The 16501-nt window shown below is 52.1% G+C and carries 14 protein-coding genes; 8 read left to right on the forward strand and 6 right to left on the reverse strand.

From position 1 onward, the window contains the following. Positions 1–28 precede the first annotated feature (28 nt). The 6 genes from gltB (at position 29) to ACFQ1C_RS00095 (ending at position 9489) form a co-directional block, all read left to right on the forward strand. A complete protein-coding gene (gene gltB / locus ACFQ1C_RS00070) occupies positions 29–4486 on the forward strand; it encodes a glutamate synthase large subunit (RefSeq protein WP_379556494.1) in 4458 nt (1485 codons plus the stop codon). A 12-nt stretch (positions 4487–4498) separates the two neighbouring features. Beyond that, complete coding sequence (locus ACFQ1C_RS00075; protein ID WP_379556495.1) at positions 4499–5914, forward strand: FAD-dependent oxidoreductase; 1416 nt, start codon at positions 4499–4501, stop codon at positions 5912–5914. 340 nt (positions 5915–6254) lie between these two features. Further along, entirely contained in the window at positions 6255–6953 is a 699-nt protein-coding gene (gene mtnN / locus ACFQ1C_RS00080) for a 5'-methylthioadenosine/S-adenosylhomocysteine nucleosidase (protein ID WP_379556496.1), read from the forward strand. Positions 6954–6955: 2 nt separating this feature from the next. Beyond that, positions 6956–7894: a cobalamin biosynthesis protein gene (locus ACFQ1C_RS00085; RefSeq protein ID WP_379556497.1), complete on the forward strand. Its 939-nt coding sequence runs from the start codon at positions 6956–6958 to the stop codon at positions 7892–7894. A gap of 76 nt (positions 7895–7970) precedes the next feature. Next, on the forward strand, positions 7971–8789 hold the full coding sequence (locus ACFQ1C_RS00090) for a cobalamin-binding protein (RefSeq protein WP_379556498.1): 819 nt from the start codon (positions 7971–7973) through the stop codon (positions 8787–8789). A gap of 70 nt (positions 8790–8859) precedes the next feature. Next, positions 8860–9489, forward strand: a complete 630-nt coding sequence (locus tag ACFQ1C_RS00095) for a trimeric intracellular cation channel family protein (protein WP_379556499.1) — start codon at positions 8860–8862, stop codon at positions 9487–9489. Between the two features lie 197 nt (positions 9490–9686). Here the strand turns inward: ACFQ1C_RS00095 and tyrS are convergent, their stop codons facing one another. Beyond that, on the reverse strand, positions 9687–10883 hold the full coding sequence (gene tyrS, locus ACFQ1C_RS00100; protein WP_379556500.1) for a tyrosine--tRNA ligase: 1197 nt from the start codon (positions 10881–10883) through the stop codon (positions 9687–9689). 170 nt (positions 10884–11053) lie between these two features. Here tyrS and ACFQ1C_RS00105 point away from each other — a divergent pair, with 170 nt between their 5' ends. After that, complete coding sequence (locus tag ACFQ1C_RS00105; RefSeq protein WP_379556501.1) at positions 11054–12349, forward strand: peptidoglycan DD-metalloendopeptidase family protein; 1296 nt, start codon at positions 11054–11056, stop codon at positions 12347–12349. Between the two features lie 144 nt (positions 12350–12493). Here ACFQ1C_RS00105 and ACFQ1C_RS00110 read toward each other — a convergent pair whose 3' ends face one another. The 4 genes from ACFQ1C_RS00110 to ACFQ1C_RS00125 are packed head-to-tail and all read right to left on the reverse strand — an operon-like array spanning position 12494 to position 14349. Then, the gene (locus ACFQ1C_RS00110) at positions 12494–12943 is read right to left on the reverse strand and encodes an HIT domain-containing protein (RefSeq protein ID WP_379556502.1); all 450 of its coding nucleotides are present in this window, start codon (positions 12941–12943) and stop codon (positions 12494–12496) included. After that, positions 12940–13263 carry a glutaredoxin family protein gene (locus ACFQ1C_RS00115; protein WP_379556503.1) on the reverse strand — a complete coding sequence of 108 codons (324 nt, stop codon included), beginning with the start codon at positions 13261–13263 and terminating at the stop codon, positions 12940–12942. The genes ACFQ1C_RS00110 and ACFQ1C_RS00115 overlap by 4 nt, the downstream gene beginning before the upstream one ends. Positions 13264–13313: 50 nt before the next feature. Continuing rightward, a complete protein-coding gene (erpA, locus tag ACFQ1C_RS00120; protein ID WP_379556504.1) occupies positions 13314–13658 on the reverse strand; it encodes an iron-sulfur cluster insertion protein ErpA in 345 nt (114 codons plus the stop codon). Between the two features lie 55 nt (positions 13659–13713). Next, entirely contained in the window at positions 13714–14349 is a 636-nt protein-coding gene (locus ACFQ1C_RS00125) for a DUF6776 family protein (protein WP_379556505.1), read from the reverse strand. Positions 14350–14520: 171 nt separating this feature from the next. On the opposite strand from ACFQ1C_RS00125, the gene hemL reads away from it, so the two are divergent. Then, on the forward strand, positions 14521–15807 hold the full coding sequence (gene hemL / locus ACFQ1C_RS00130; protein WP_379556506.1) for a glutamate-1-semialdehyde 2,1-aminomutase: 1287 nt from the start codon (positions 14521–14523) through the stop codon (positions 15805–15807). A 27-nt stretch (positions 15808–15834) separates the two neighbouring features. Here the strand turns inward: hemL and ACFQ1C_RS00135 are convergent, their stop codons facing one another. Then, on the reverse strand, positions 15835–16263 hold the full coding sequence (locus ACFQ1C_RS00135; RefSeq protein WP_379556507.1) for a VOC family protein: 429 nt from the start codon (positions 16261–16263) through the stop codon (positions 15835–15837). Positions 16264–16501: the final 238 nt, after the last annotated feature.

The raw sequence follows: 16501 nt of genomic DNA on the forward strand, positions 1-16501 counted from the left end.
TTAGTGACTGCCGCAATGGAGTAATGCAATGTCTCTTTACGACCCCGCGCTTGAGAAAGATAACTGTGGTTTTGGTCTTATCGCTCATATCGAAGGCGAAGCCAGTCACAAACTGGTTCGGCTGGCTATTTCGGCGCTCGACCGCATGCAACACCGGGGCGGCATTGCCGCCGATGGTAAAACCGGAGACGGCTGCGGGCTATTAATGCAAAAACCCGATAGCTTCTTTCGCGCCGTTGCCCAAGACAAAGGTTGGCAGTTAGGTCGTAAATATGCGGTTGGCATGATGTTTCTTAATCCAGACCCGGTGCTGGCCGAGCAGTGTCGCCGCATCGTCAACGAAGAACTGGAAAAAGAAACCCTGAGCTTAGTGGGCTGGCGAGAAGTGCCCGTTAACACCCAAGTGTTGGGCGAAATCGCCATGGCGTCTCTGCCTCGTATCGAGCAGGTATTTATTAACGCACCTACCGGTTGGGTAGAAAAAGACATCGAACGTCGCCTGTATATCATGCGTCGGCGTATTGAAAAGCGCATTAGTGACGAATATTTCTATGTGGTCAGCCTGTCTAATCTGGTGATGACCTACAAGGGGCTGTGCATGCCCGCCGACTTGCCCCGCTTCTATCTGGACTTAGCAGACATTCGCCTGCAATCGGCTATCTGTGTCTTCCACCAGCGCTTTTCCACTAACACCCAGCCGCGCTGGCCGCTGGCTCAGCCGTTCCGTTTTCTGGCCCATAACGGCGAAATCAATACCATAGGTGGTAATCGGCGCTGGGCTCAGGCTCGAGCCTACAAATTTGGCTCGCCATTACTGCCGGATCTGCAAGACGCCGCGCCCTTCGTCAATACCGATGGCTCCGACTCCTCCAGTCTAGACAACATGCTGGAGCTGTTTCTGGCCGGTGGCATGGACTTGTTCCGTGCTATGCGCATGCTGATCCCACCCGCATGGCAGAAAAATACGACCATGGACCAAGACTTACGCGCCTTCTACGACTTCAACTCCATGCACATGGAGCCCTGGGATGGCCCCGCCGGCATAGTGATGTCTGACGGTCGCTTTGCCGCCTGTGCTCTGGATCGCAACGGCCTGCGGCCGGCGCGTTTTGTACGCACCAAAGACGGCTTTATCACCTTGGCCTCCGAAATCGGTATCTGGGATTACACACCAGACGAGGTGCTTGAAAAAGGCCGCGTCGGTCCGGGCGAGCTGTTTGTGGTTGATACCACTAAAGGAAAAATCTGGACCAGCTTCGAAATCGATGACGACCTTAAGTGTCGCCACCCTTATAAAGAGTGGATGACTAAACATAAACACCGCCTAACCCGCTTCGAGGATTTAACCGACGATCTGACCGGCCAGAACGAGCTGGACGCCGACACCCTGCGTACTTATCAAAAGTTATTCGGCTACTCGATGGAAGAGCTAGAGCAAGTGATCCGAGTGATGGGCGAAAACGGCCAAGAAGCGGTCGGTTCCATGGGTGATGACACCCCCATGGCGGTGTTATCTAGCAAACCACGCTCTCTTTATGACTACTTTCGTCAAATGTTTGCCCAGGTGACTAACCCGCCCATCGACTCGTTGCGGGAAAATCACGTCATGTCGCTGACCACCTTGATCGGTCGTGAGCAAAATGTATTCAACGAAACCCATGGCCACGCCCATAGAGTGCAGTTTGAATCTCCTATCTTGCTGTATTCTGATTTTCATCAGCTAATGAATCTGGAGCAGACCCACCATAAGCACACTATTCTGGATCTGAATTTCGATCCCGCAGAGGGCCTGCAGGCTGCTATTACGCGTCTGTGTGACGATGCCAAAGCCGCCGCTGAAACCGGTAGCGTCTTGCTGGTGCTGAGCGACCGTAATATCAGCAAAGACCGACTACCCATTCCGGCCGCCATGGCCGCCGGTGCCGTACAGCGCACCCTAGTCGAGCATAACCTGCGCTGCGACTCGAACATCATAGTGGAAACTGCCAGCACCCGAGATCCACACCAGTTTGCGGTGTTGCTCGGTTTTGGTGTCACCGCCATCTACCCCTATCTTGCCTATGAAACGCTAGCCCGCATGGTAGAAGATGGAGTGCTCAAGATGCCACTGCGCGAGGCGATCCTTAACTTTCGCAACGCCATTAATAAGGGCCTGTACAAAGTCATGTCCAAGATGGGCATCAGCACGATTGCCTCTTACCGCTACTCGCAGCTGTTTGAAGCCATAGGCCTGCATCAGGAGGTGATCGAGCAGTGCTTCAAAGGGGTTACCAGCCGCGTGCAAGGGGCTTCTTTCGAGGATTTTCAACAGGATTTATTCAACCTGAGCCGAGTGGCCTGGATTGCCCGCAAGCCCCTTATTCAGGGTGGACTGCTCAAGTATGTGCACGATGGTGAGTACCACAGCTATAACCCAGATGTAGTCACCACCCTACACACCGCGGTGCGCTCCGGTAACTACCAAGACTATCAGGTGTACGCCAAGCTAGTGAATGAGCGCCCAGTCGCCACGCTGCGCGACTTGCTCGCCCTCAAGCCAAATGGCCCGAGTATACCGCTGGATCAAGTACAGCCGGCCAGTGAGCTTTTCCCCCGCTTCGACAGTGCTGCTATGTCCATCGGCGCCTTGGGCCCAGAGGCCCATGAGTCATTGGCCATCGCCATGAACCGCCTCGGCGGTAAGAGCAACTCCGGCGAGGGCGGTGAAGACGCTCGTCGTTTCAATACCTTGAAGAATTCCAAGATCAAACAGGTAGCCTCCGGTCGCTTTGGTGTCACACCCCACTATCTGATGAACGCCGAAGTGATACAAATTAAGGTAGCACAAGGTGCCAAGCCCGGTGAAGGCGGACAATTACCCGGCCACAAGGTGACCGCCGAAATCGCCAAGCTGCGTTATGCGGTACCAGGCGTGACACTGATCTCACCGCCACCGCACCACGATATTTATTCCATTGAGGATTTGGCCCAGCTGATCTTCGACATCAAGCAAATTAATCCCAGCTGTCTGGTCTCGGTCAAGCTGGTATCTGAGCCCGGTGTCGGCACTATCGCCACTGGTGTAGCCAAGGCCTATGCGGATTTGATTACCATCTCCGGTTATGATGGCGGCACTGGCGCCAGTCCGCTGTCTTCGGTCAAGTATGCCGGCTCTCCTTGGGAGCTAGGGCTGGCTGAAACCCAGCAGGCGCTGGTGGCTAACGGCCTGCGTCACAAGATACGACTGCAGGTAGACGGCGGTCTGAAAACCGGTCTGGATATCGTCAAAGGCGCAATTTTGGGTGCCGAGAGCTTCGGCTTTGGTACTGGTCCCATGGTGGCCTTGGGCTGTAAGTTTCTGCGTATTTGTCACCTTAATAACTGCGCCACCGGCGTGGCCACTCAGGATGAAAAACTGCGCCGCGACCACTTCCTTGGCCTGCCCGAGATGGTAGAGAACTACTTTAAATTTATTGCCGAAGAAACCCGCGAGCTGATGGCACAACTGGGCGTATCTCAGCTCACCGAGCTGATTGGCCGCACCGATTTGCTGGAAATACTGCCGGGCCTGACCGCCAAACAGCAGAAACTGGACTTGTCTGGCATCATTGCCAAACCCCAACCCAAGCCGGGGCTGGGCGTGTTCTGTCAGGACAGTAATCCCAATGTCGACAAAGGCACGCTTAACCTGAAGATCACTCAAGACACCCTAAGTGCGGTGGAAACCAGCAGCGGGGGCGACTTCTATTACCCCATTCGCAATACCGACCGTTCGGTGGGCGCACGCCTGTCTGGCGAAATCGCTCAGCGTCACGGCAATCAAGGCATGGCGGCGGATCCGATTCGCATCCACCTGGATGGCACTGCCGGCCAAAGTTTCGGGGTCTGGAACGCCGGCGGTCTGGAGATGATTCTGACCGGTGATGCCAACGATTACGTCGGCAAGGGCATGACCGGCGGCAAGCTGGTCATCAAGTCTCATGTGGGCGTAGCGTTCGTTTCTCATGAGGCAACGCTGGTGGGTAATACCTGCCTATATGGCGCCACCGGTGGCTATCTGTACGTAGCGGGCCGTGCCGGTGAGCGATTCGCGGTGCGTAACTCCGGCACCATCGCCGTGGTGGAAGGAGTGGGCGACAACGGTTGCGAATACATGACCAGCGGCATAGTGACCATACTGGGCTCCACCGGTGTCAACTTTGCCGCCGGTATGACCGGCGGCTTTGCCTATGTGCTGGATGAAGCGAACGACTTCGAATTGAGAACCAACTTTGAGCTGGTGGAATTGCTGGAGCTGGACGACTTGATGATCCATCAGGAACATCTGCGCGGCATCATTACCCAGCACCTGCAAGAAACCGGCAGTCAACGGGCACAACAAATTCTGGCTAATTTCAGCCAGTACCTGCCTAAGTTTAAGTTGGTTAAACCCAAGTCCAGTGATGTGACTTCTTTGTTAGGTCATCAAAGCCGTTCCACCGCAGAGCTGCGGGTCCATGCGCAGTAAAGGAAGATTGTGATGAGTCAGAACGTATTTCAGTTTATCGATGTGCAACGTGTCGACCCGGCCAAGAAGCCGATCAGCACCCGTAAAATCGAGTTTGTGGAAATCTACGAACCCTTTTCCGAAAATCAGGTCGAGATGCAGGCTGACCGCTGCCTAGACTGCGGCAACCCTTATTGCGAGTGGAAGTGTCCGGTACACAACTATATTCCCAACTGGCTAAAACTGGCCAACGAGGGCCGCATCTTTGAGGCGGCAGACTTGTGTCACCAAACCAACAGCCTGCCCGAAGTCTGCGGCCGAGTCTGCCCACAAGACCGATTATGTGAAGGTGCCTGTACGCTTAACGACGAATTTGGTGCCGTCACCATAGGTAATATAGAAAAATACATTACCGACAAGGCTTTCGAGCTGGGCTGGCGCCCGGACATGTCCAATGTGGTGCCCACCGAACGCAAGGTGGCGGTGATTGGTGCCGGCCCGGCAGGCCTCGCCTGTGCCGATGTGTTGGCGCGTAATGGCGTCACCCCGGTGGTATTTGACCGTTATCCGGAAATCGGTGGCTTGCTGACCTTCGGCATTCCTTCTTTCAAGCTGGAAAAGTCGGTGATGAGCAATCGCCGCGAAATATTTACCGATATGGGTATAAAGTTTCGCCTCAATACCGAGATAGGCCAAGACGTTAGCTTTCAGTCCCTACTTGACGATTACGATGCGGTGTTTCTAGCGGTGGGCACCTACAAGTATCTGCGTGGCGGTTTGACCAACGAAGATGCCGAGGGTGTTTATGATGCGCTGCCGTTTTTGATCTCCAACGCCAATCGAGTGCTGGGTTTCGAAAAACAAACTTCCGACTACATCGACATGGCCGGCAAGAAGGTAGTAGTACTGGGCGGTGGCGATACCGCCATGGACTGTGTGCGAACCTCTCTTCGCCAAGGTGCCGACGACGTGGTCTGTGCCTATCGCCGAGACGAAGCCAATATGCCAGGCTCTCGCCGCGAGGTGCAAAACGCGCGGGAAGAAGGGGTGAACTTCATGTTCAATCTGCAACCGACTGGCGTGCAGACTGACGCCAACGGCAAGGTCAGCGGCGTAGAGGTGGTGTCCACCCAGCTGGGCGAGCCCGATGCCAATGGTCGTCGTCGCCCTGAGCCCATCGCGGGTTCTGAGCAGGTGCTGCCTGCCGATGTGGTGATTATGGCGTTCGGTTTTCAGCCGCACGATCAACCTTGGTTGAAGGAGTTTGGCATCAAAGCTGATCAGTGGGGCCGTATTGTCGCCCCCGAGCAAGCTGACTTTGCCTTTCAGACCAGCAATGCCAAGATTTTCGCCGGCGGCGACGCCGTACGGGGTTCAGACCTGGTGGTCACCGCCATCGCCGAAGGCCGTAAAGCAGCCGAAGGCATCATGGACTATATTGGGGTCTAAGCTCACTGATCCCTGCTAACTGCAATGACAGGCCGCTCATCGAGCGGCCTTTTTTGTGGCAAGTTTGCGATTAAAGATTAAAGACTCTAATGGGTTAGAACCAAACACCACAACCTAAACTAGGGGAGCTCCTATCCATAATAAGCTCTTATCTCTGTCACTCATCGCACGTGAACTGCGTCCGTGTTTTTCTGTGTATTCCGTGGCTGAATTTTCTTGAAGTCTTGAGATGCTTTGTAGTGGACGGTGAGCATCTAGCGGCTATATTTTATGTCGCAGTTACGCCGAACGGCTTAGATAGTGATAAACTCCCCATTATTTTCGTTGCGAGAGAACCCTTATGACTATCGGCATTATTGGCGCCATGGAGCAGGAAGTTGCCGTACTTCGTGCCAAATTAGAAAACACCCAAACCATTACCGTGGCGGGCTGCGAATTTTATCAGGGTACCCTCTCGGGCAAAGACGTGGTGATTACTCGCTCGGGCATTGGCAAAGTCGCGGCCAGTATTGCGACCACCCTGCTGCTAGAGCGCTTCTCACCAACGGCTGTCATTAATACCGGCTCGGCCGGTGGCTTCGATCCGACATTAAAAGTCGGCGATGTGATTATCTCCAGTGAAGTCCGTTTTCACGACGTAGACGTGACCGCTTTTGGTTACGAAGTAGGACAAATGGCCCAACAGCCTGCCGCGTTTGTGGCGGATGGCGAGCTAATCACCTTGGCGCAAGCGTGCCTGGCCGAACAGAATGAAATTAATTCGGCCGTCGGCCTAATTTGTACCGGTGATCAGTTTATGCACCGAGAAGATCAGCTACAAAAAGCCGTGACTCAGTTTCCGTTGATGAAGGCCTGTGAAATGGAAGCCGGTGCAGTAGGCCAAGTATGTCATCAGTTTAAAGTGCCTTTTGTGGTGGTACGCGCGCTATCCGATATTGCCGGTAAAGAACAGGCCGAATCTTTTGAGGCCTTCATCGAAGTGGCCGCTAAGCATTCTAGTGCTATGGTGCTGGCCATGATCGCGCGCATGCCAGACTGAACATGAACACCGTGGATTATCTGTCGCTGCTGGAGCAGCCCGCCTCTTTACTCAGTATCGCCATATTGTTGAGCCTGCTGCTACCCGCCACACGCGTGCAGCAATCGCTGACTCACGGTTTGTTGCTACTGGGCTGTCGCCTTAATGGCGATCATTACGGTGCTCGCTATCTCAGGCTGGCAGGCTTCGCCACTCTGGTGTGTTTGTTACTGCCGCTGGCTGCTACCTACTGGGCATTAACGGTCCTGTCACCTTCGCCAAGCCTGCTTGAGCCATTATTGCTGTGGTGCTGTTTAGATTTAGGCCGACTGAGTCGCGCACTCCCTCAGTGCTTACAACACGGTGAGCAGCAAAAGGAGTTGGCACGGCTTGCGCTCGTTCCCTTGTGCTTGCGCCAGACCGATCCTTTATCGCCGCTGGGGCTGTACAAGGCAATGGCAGAAATGTCGATATTGCGCTTAGCCGCCGATGCCGCCTTGCTATGCTGGTACTTTTTTGCCGGTATTTATGCCGCCTTGCTGTTCGCCTTGTTGCGTTATACCGCGCAAGCTTGGCCATTCAAGCTTGCGCGGTGGCGCGCCTTCGGTTTGGTCTCGTCATGGCTATATCGCACCATGGCTTGGCTGCCATTTCAGCTATTGGCGATCACTCTGCTCATTTATCCGGGCTCGATACGGGCAATCAAGGCTTGGCCTCAAGGCCGACTGTGGGCTTATTCGGCCAGCGGTCGCCTGTTGGCGGTGGCTGGGGCCGGCATAGATGCCGGATTGGGTGGCCCACGGCGCTATACCGACGCTACCGACTATTATCCCAAGCTTGGCAGTAAGAATTACATTAATGCCACATCTACTCGCGCGCTGTTGTGGCGGCTGATCATTGCCTTGTTATTTTGGTTATCGTTGGCTTGGGCCTTCACCTTGGTACCCTTATTTAATGGTTAACTCTTTTATAATGACAAGTGCTCATAATCAACGCCCCTGCACTTTGCTCCCCCCTTTACTGATCAGCACGGTGGTAATGGCACAAGTACTAATACAAAACGTGCAAGCACAAGACGTACCGGTTGAAAACTCGCAAGTTGCTAGTACCCAGCGCGTGATAAGCCTGGCACCGCACATCACCGAAATGCTGTTTGCGATTGGTGCCGGTGAGCAGGTGGTTGCCGTAGATGATGCCAGCGATTATCCCATCGCCGCCAATGATTTGCCCAAAGTCGCGAACTATCGCTCGCTTAATATGGAGCAGATCTTAGCGCTACAGCCGGACTTAGTCGTCGCTTGGGGCAATGCACAACAGCAGATGGTGCAGCCATTAGAGCAGCTGGGCATTACCGTTTTTTATTCGGCGCCAGCTACCTTTGCCAAACTGACCGACGAATTGCAGCAGTTGGGCCAACTTACCGGCCATCAACAACAAGCTCGAGCGGTGGCCAATGACTATCAACAGCAGATAACCCAGCTTGAACAAGACTATCGTGACGCCAGCCCGGTAACGGTGTTTTATCAAATTGCCAGCACGCCTTTAATGTCAGCTAATGGCAGTACTTGGATGGGGCAGGCGGTTGATTTATGCGGCGGGGTTAATATTATGGCCGATAGCCCAGCGCCTTATCCGCAAGTAAACGCCGAACAGGTATTGGCACAAAATCCGCAAGTAATAGTCGCAGCAGACATCGCTGAATTGGCGCACTGGCAACAATGGCCCACCATGGATGCCGTAGCGCAAGATAAGTTGCTCACCATAGATGCCAACCTACTGCATCGTTTTACCCCCCGCACTCCCGTTGGTATCCGCCAATTGTGTCTACAGCTAGATAAAGTCAGAGCCACGCATTAAGTACAAATTGTGTTCATTTAGGCGCTTCTATACAATAACGCGCTTTTTATATTAGATAAGGTGGAAGTTAATGCAGCCCTTGGTTGAGTCTGTGTTTTACTGGAGTGATTTATTCGGTACGGCTGTGTTTGCTTTTTCTGGCGTGCTAATGGCCGGCCGACTGCGCATGGATGGCTTTGGCGTGATCGTGTTGGCCGCAGTAACTGCCATTGGCGGCGGCACCATACGCGATTTGATCATCGGTGCAGACACCGTTTTTTGGATCACTGATTCTCTTTATCTGTGGGTCATTCTGGTAACGGCCTTGCTGGGGCAATATATTGCTAAACTACCCCGTCGACTCCCTTGGTATATTCTGCCGTTGGCCGATGCTTTCGGCTTGGCCATCTTTACCATTATCGGTACCGAAAAAGCCTTGAGTCATGGCACATCAGGTATGGTCGCGGTAGTAATGGGCGTGATCACGGGGGTGGCCGGAGGCATGATCCGGGATCTATTAGCCAGAGAAGTCCCCATGGTGTTACAGCGAGAAATTTATGCCACCGCCTGCATCTTGGGTGGCGTTTTGTATACTCTCTCCTTAGAACTGGGTATCACTCCCCTGCTGGCTACCTTATTTGGCATGTTAGGCACTTTTATACTCAGAATCGCCGCTATTCGCTGGCATTTATCACTACCGGCTTTTTCGTTAAATCGTTAAGTAAATGCGAGAGAGGCTGTCAGCTCAAGACAGACTTAGCTTATTGCTAACAATAAAAAAGGCCTCCAATGTGGAGGCCTTTTTTGGCAGGTTTGCATGATTTAAGCCGCTGCGCCGTAAAGTGTAAAAAGTACTACCTTAACTGACCAGTTAGGTGTGGGGTCTTCCCCCCACCATTTACCCCTCACGGTGTTTTGTTAAGCTAGGCTCACCTTAGCGAACTTACGTTTACCAACCTGATATACCGCTTCACCAGCTTGTACCATGAGCTTGCTGTCTTCTAACTTCTCGCCATTAATCTTAACCGCGCCTTGCTTGATCATGCGTAGCGCTTCTGAGGTAGAAGCCACTAAGCCTGCTTCTTTTAGCAAGTTAGCAATCGGCATGCCTTCAATAGCGGAGCTCAGGGAGACTTCAGGCAGATCGTCGGGAATAGCATTTTTCTGAAAACGATTAACGAAGTCTTGGTGCGCCTGTTCGGCGGCGGCATCATCGTGATAACGACCGATAATTTCCTTGGCCAACAAAATCTTAATATCACGGGGGTTAGCACCGTCGGCCACTTGCTGTTTAAGCACCGCTAACTCTTCTAGGCTGCGACGTGACAACAGCTCAAAGTAACGCCACATTAGCTCGTCAGACAACGACATGATTTTGCCAAACATCTCACCGGGAGCTTCATCCACCCCAATGTAGTTATGGGCCGACTTAGACATTTTTTTCACGCCGTCTAGGCCTTCTAGCAACGGCATGGTAATGACCACTTGCGCGGGCTGCCCAGCGTCCTTTTGCAGTTCTCGGCCCATCAGCAAGTTAAACTTCTGATCGGTACCGCCCAATTCAATATCCGCTTTTAATGCTACCGAGTCGTAACCTTGCAACAGCGGGTACATAAACTCGTGAATAGCAATCGACTGACCAGAGCCGTAGCGCTTCTTGAAGTCATCTCGCTCTAGCATCCGCGCCACCGTTAACTTAGACGCCAGCTTGATCATACCCGTGGCACCCAGCTCGCCTAACCAACTCGAGTTATAAACAATCTGCGTTTTATGGGCGTCCAGCACCTTAAATGCTTGCTCAGCATAGGTTTTGGCGTTGTCAGCGACTTGCTCTGGAGTAAGTGGCGGACGTGTGCTGTTCTTACCACTGGGGTCGCCAACTTGAGCAGTAAAATCACCGATCAGCAATAGTACATCGTGGCCCAAGTCTTGAAACTGGCGTAACTTATTCAGGATCACCGTGTGCCCTAGGTGAATATCAGGTGCTGTTGGGTCCATCCCCAACTTTACCCGCAGCGGGCGACCCAGTTTTAGCTTGGCAACAAGCTCTTCTTCAACCAATATTTCTTCAACACCGCGTTTAATTTCCGCTAACGCCGTTTCTAGCTGGGACATGACAACTCTACTCCTGTGCACCTAAATAGCTGTTCTGAATACTTATTATCATTCGAAACGGCTATGTAGACAAACCAAACAAAATAAGTCGAGCATATTACTGGAATGGCAGATAAATTGGAAAGAATGTAAAGTTGTTACCACTTTCAAGGAAGAACACTAGGCTCCTTATGATTAAGCGCTTCAAACGATTACCCCGCCCTCATAAAGTGGCGATCTCTGTATTGAGTGTGATGGTTGGACTACTGTCTTTAGCCCCTTCAGAGACGGTGCTTGCTAGCCGCTCTCAGCCTGAAGCCATGCAAGAAAACCCACTAGGCGAGCGCCTGCCGCTAGACTTGGCTTTAACTATCCCAGAGCCAGCAGGCGACGACTATCATAGTGTTACCCGTGAGCGCTTAATTCAAGTGCGCAGTGGCGATACCTTGTCTGCTATTTTTGCTCGCACAGGGCTACCGTCTAGCCTACTGCACGAGGTAAATCAACTCGGTGGTAGTGCCGATGAATTGAGAAAGATTTTCCCAGGTGAGCAGCTGACGTTTATCTTCGACCAGCATGACAGCTTTGCCAGCCTGCAATATCCGTTAGATAACAGCCGCACTCTGCACATCAGCAAAACGCCAACGGGCTTACACGCTCAAATTGAACAAGCCGAGTTGGAATATCGCACTCAATATGCACAGGCGAACGTGACCTCTAATTTCTGGAGTGCAGGAGTCAGCGCGGGGTTAACTGCCAATCAAATAATGAGCTTGGCTGCCATGTTTGCTTGGGATGTGGACTTTGCCCTCGATATTCGGGCCAACGATAGCTTTACCGCTTTGTATGAGCAGCACTACAAGGACGGCTTTAAGGTAGGGATTGGACATATTCTAGCCGCAGAGTTCATTAACCAAGGCAAGACCTACCAAACGGTACGCCACAGTGATGGTAATTATTACTCGCCAGAAGGTCGTGCCATGCGGAAGAGTTTTTTGCGCGCACCGGTTAACTTTTCCCATATTAGCTCTAACTTTAACCCACGTCGTTTACACCCCGTCACTGGCCAAGTGCGCCCACACCGTGGCATAGACTACGCTGCTAGCACCGGCACGCCTGTGCTAGCAGCGGGTGGTGGCGTGATATTACAGTCGGGATATAGCCGCTTTAATGGCAATTATGTGGTGATCCGCCATGACAATACCTATATCACTAAATATCTGCATCTCAACAAGCGCTTGGTAAGTAAAGGAGAAAAGGTAAAACAAGAGCAGCAAATCGGTACGGTAGGTGCTACCGGTCGCGTTACCGGCCCCCATTTGCATTATGAGTTTTTGGTTAACGGCGTGCACAAAGACCCGAAAAGTGTCGACCTACCCCAAGCCGCGTTTTTATCTCCGCGCGAGCTGGCTCAGTTTAAGCCCCACGCCAATAAGTTGATGGCCCAGCTAAGCAAGGTAAGTGGCATTATGGTGGCGAAGAATTAAAACCCTTCGGGAGCCACCCCCTACGGGGAGCTGTAAGCTGTAAGCCGTAAGCTGTAAGTTAGAGCAAGTGCAGCGCCGGATATGATGCAGAAATTCACCTCAGAGCGGTGTTTATCTTTAACGTGAGGCGTACGGCCCAAAGCCTTAGGCGTACCGCGCGGGGGTAAATCCGTCGACTTTACTTAATCGCTGTTGCCACAAAGCCACTTCTTGGCTTGGTTTGGCGTAGGCAATGGTGGGGTGTTTTCCCCAGATAGGTGCCGGCCAAGCCGCGTCGGCAGTAAATCGCGCCACATGATGCAGGTGCAACTGGGGCACCATGTTGCCCAGTGCCGCCACATTAATTTTATCGGCGGCAAGTTCCATTTCCATCACGCTCGCTATTGCACAGGATTCGCGCATTAACTGCTGTTGACAAGCTTCGCTTAAGTGATGCATTTCCCGAAGATTGGTCTGCTTAGGCACTAAGATCAACCAAGGATATTGGCTATCATTTACCAGTAACACCAAGCTCAACGGCAGCTCACCTAACGGCTGCGTATCCGCCGCTAATTGTGGATGCAAAGCAAAGTCGCTCACTGCTGGTGTATTCACTTTAAGGCCTCGGCGTGACGACGCACATAGGCAATAATATCGGCTGACTCATATAGCCAAAAGTATTGGCCCGGCTCAAATTCAATGCGTAAACACGGCACCATACGCTGCCCACCACCACTCATTAACGCCTGTAAATGTTCAGGTTGGTTGGTATCGCAGCTCTGGATAATAAGGCCTAGCTCATCAACTACGCTTTTTACACGGTCACAATAAGGGCACCACGCCTTTTGATATAGCACCAGCTTATCGGTCGATTCCACTGCAGGAGCTGGGTTTATCTCGGACGACTCCCCCTTAAACCAATCAAACACAGACATAATCCACCTTTTTATTATTAATACGGGCGCAGAGAATAATACTAATGTGGCTACACACTAAATGAAGAGCCACAACCGCAGGTGCTGGTCGCATTGGGGTTAGTCACTAGAAAACGAGAGCCGGCCAGGCCATCGATATAGTCTACTGTTCCGCCAATGAGGTACTGCAGGCTCATGCTATCGACGACCATGAGCACGCCGTTTTTCTCGATTACGGTATCGCCATCGTTGGTTTTTTCATCGAAGGTAAAACCATACTCAAAACCCGAACAACCGCCGCCGGTAATATATACCCGCAAACGCAGATCTGGGTTTTCTTCTTCGCTGATCAATGCCTGAATCTTGGTGGCTGCCGCATCGCTCATCTGGATTGGCAAGGGAATTGCTTCGCTCATCACTACCTCTTGAATTAGTTATCGACTGAAAGTATCTAATACCCGACTAAACAGATCAAGTATTGTCCGAAACAGGCCAATTAAGGCTTAAGGTTCGAGACGCCTTATTGTTCAACTTTAGCTGTAGCTCCAATGTTTGTGCCTGGCTGTCCGCAGGCAATCGTAGCTGGCCGGTCAACACCTGAAAATGTCGAAAATCCAGAGTCACCGGGGACACCCCTAACATTTCGTCGGTGAATGCCACCGATTGACCGTTTTGCAGCGCCCGCACTGTTAATCGTGCTTCACCCGTCACTCGGTGACGAGTTTGAGTGGGCTGCAGCAAGACTAAACGATAAGCAAATAGCCCAGGCTCAGCCAGCACAATAATATCTTCTTGTGCCAGTAATAATTCAGCTCCCCCGTCTGGGGCCAACACTTGACGATAAAGTGCCAGTTGCTGAGCCTGGCTAGCTAACTGTTGAGCTTGCAGAGCTAACTGCGCCAGTTGACTGCTTTCTGCACTTAACAGTGTTTGCAAATCAATGCGTAGCGTTAATACATCTTGCTGGTAACGATCAGTCTGTAGCCGATTTTGCTCTAGTAATCGCGTCTGCTCATAATAACGCAGCCCTAAGTAACCAGTGACGGCAAGCAACAATACGCTGAACACCGATAATACCATTAAACGACGGTCGAACGGCGATGTCATAAAAGACTCCTGTAAACTGCTCTTATAAACAGTTCCTATAAACAACAGCGGCGGATTGTGCCAAAGCCGTGTAGTCGACGCCAGCAACATTCAAGCCCTGCTCAATTTTTGCTATAGTCTTGCCTCCTTGACGGCACTCGCTGCCCCCTGACCTATTCAAAGGATGCTCACATGTCCAAGTCTGACGATTTATTTACCAAGGCCCGCCGCGTTATTCCTGGTGGTGTTAACTCTCCGGTACGCGCCTTTAATGGTGTGGGCGGCACACCTCGTTTTATTGAGCGCGCCGACGGCGCCTATATTTTTGATGCTGACGGACAGTCGTATGTTGATTACATCGGCTCTTGGGGCCCGATGATTTTAGGCCATAACGCCAAGGTAGTACGCGATGCCGTAATTGAAGCGGTAGACCGTGGCTTAAGCTTCGGTGCCCCTACCGCAGCTGAAGTGACTATGGCTGAAAAAGTAAACGAGCTAGTACCGTCCATGGAGCAAGTGCGCATGGTGAACTCGGGCACCGAAGCGACCATGAGCGCCATTCGCCTTGCTCGTGGCTTTACTCATCGCGATAAAATTCTTAAGTTTGAAGGTTGCTATCACGGCCATGCCGACTGCCTATTAGTAAAAGCCGGTTCTGGCGCGCTAACCCTTGGCCAGCCTAACTCACCCGGTGTGCCCGCCGACTTTGCCAAGCATACCCTAACCGCCACGTTCAACGACTTAGACTCCGTTAAGGCCGCTTTTGCTGCGGCACCCGATGAGATTGCTTGTATTATTGTTGAGCCCATTGCCGGCAACATGAACTGCATTCCGCCCGCGCCAGGTTTTCTCGAAGGCCTGCGCGCTATTTGTGACCAGTACGGCGCACTGCTGATTTTTGACGAAGTAATGTGTGGTTTCCGTGTGGCATTAGGTGGCGCTCAACAGCGCTTTGGTGTGACGCCCGATTTAACAACATTAGGTAAAATCATCGGTGGCGGCATGCCAGTAGGTGCTTTTGGTGGCCGTCGCGATGTGATGGAACACTTAGCGCCCACAGGGCCTGTGTATCAGGCAGGCACTCTATCTGGTAACCCTGTGGCGATGGCGGCGGGCCTAGCCACGCTTAAAGCCATTAGCGAGCCTGGCGTACATGACCAGCTTGAAAAAAGCACCAAGGCGTTGGTGGACGGCTTACAGGCCGCAGCCGACAAGCACGGCATCCCGTTTACGACTACTCAAGTGGGCGCCATGTTTGGCTTTTTCTTTACCGATGAAAAAAATATTCACGGCTATGAGCAAGTCATGCGCTGCGACGTAGATGCCTTTAAGCGCTTCTTCCACTTAATGCTAGACCAAGGCGTTTACTTGGCACCGTCTGCTTTTGAAGCGGGCTTTATGTCACTCGCACACGGTGAGAAAGAAATTGCCCACACCTTGGCTGCGGCGGATAAAGCCTTCGCTACCATGAAAGGCTAGTCTCGCTAACAAGCAAGGCTAACTCGCCTATTCGGGCCGCTGGATATTAACCAGCGGCCCTTCTAATAGCTCAACACCGTTACCGTCTGGGTCCATAATAAACACGTATCGTGCGCAGCTTTGCCCACACACTACTGACGGTTTTTCTACTAACAAGCCAGCACCATGCAAGGCGCTCAACGCCTCATCTAAGTCGCTAACCTGCAACGCAAAATGCCTTAAACCAAGGCGAAATCCGCTCGCCCAGGGTGGAAAGTCAGAGATCGTTTCTGACTCATTTTCTGGTCGAAAACAGTACAACTCCAATACCGCCTGCCCCAGCTGTAAATGACAAATTTGTAGTTGATCCGCTTCATCCTGCCAGCGATACACTGACTCAAACCCCAGCCCTTTGTAAAAGCCCTCAGAAACCGACAGATCGCGCACGCTCAGGGTGACATGGTGAAAAGAAAACATAAGTCGTTCCTCCATTGCATACAATTAAGCATATACGACAATTATAGCTTTCAGCGGTAAGCTTTAAGCTGTTAGTGAAGCACTAGCGTCCACGCCAAGTACCAAGCTAAAAAACGTTCAAAAGCAATGCGCTCAACAATAATCAGCGCATAAAAAAACAGGCATCCTGACTTTCGTCAAGATGCCTGTTTTGTGTTTGGCTTGGCGTTCTGCTTGATTTTCTAACGAGTGAAAGCTG

It is taken from the genome of Oceanisphaera ostreae (assembly GCF_042676125.1).
Lineage (GTDB): Bacteria > Pseudomonadota > Gammaproteobacteria > Enterobacterales > Aeromonadaceae > Oceanimonas > Oceanimonas ostreae.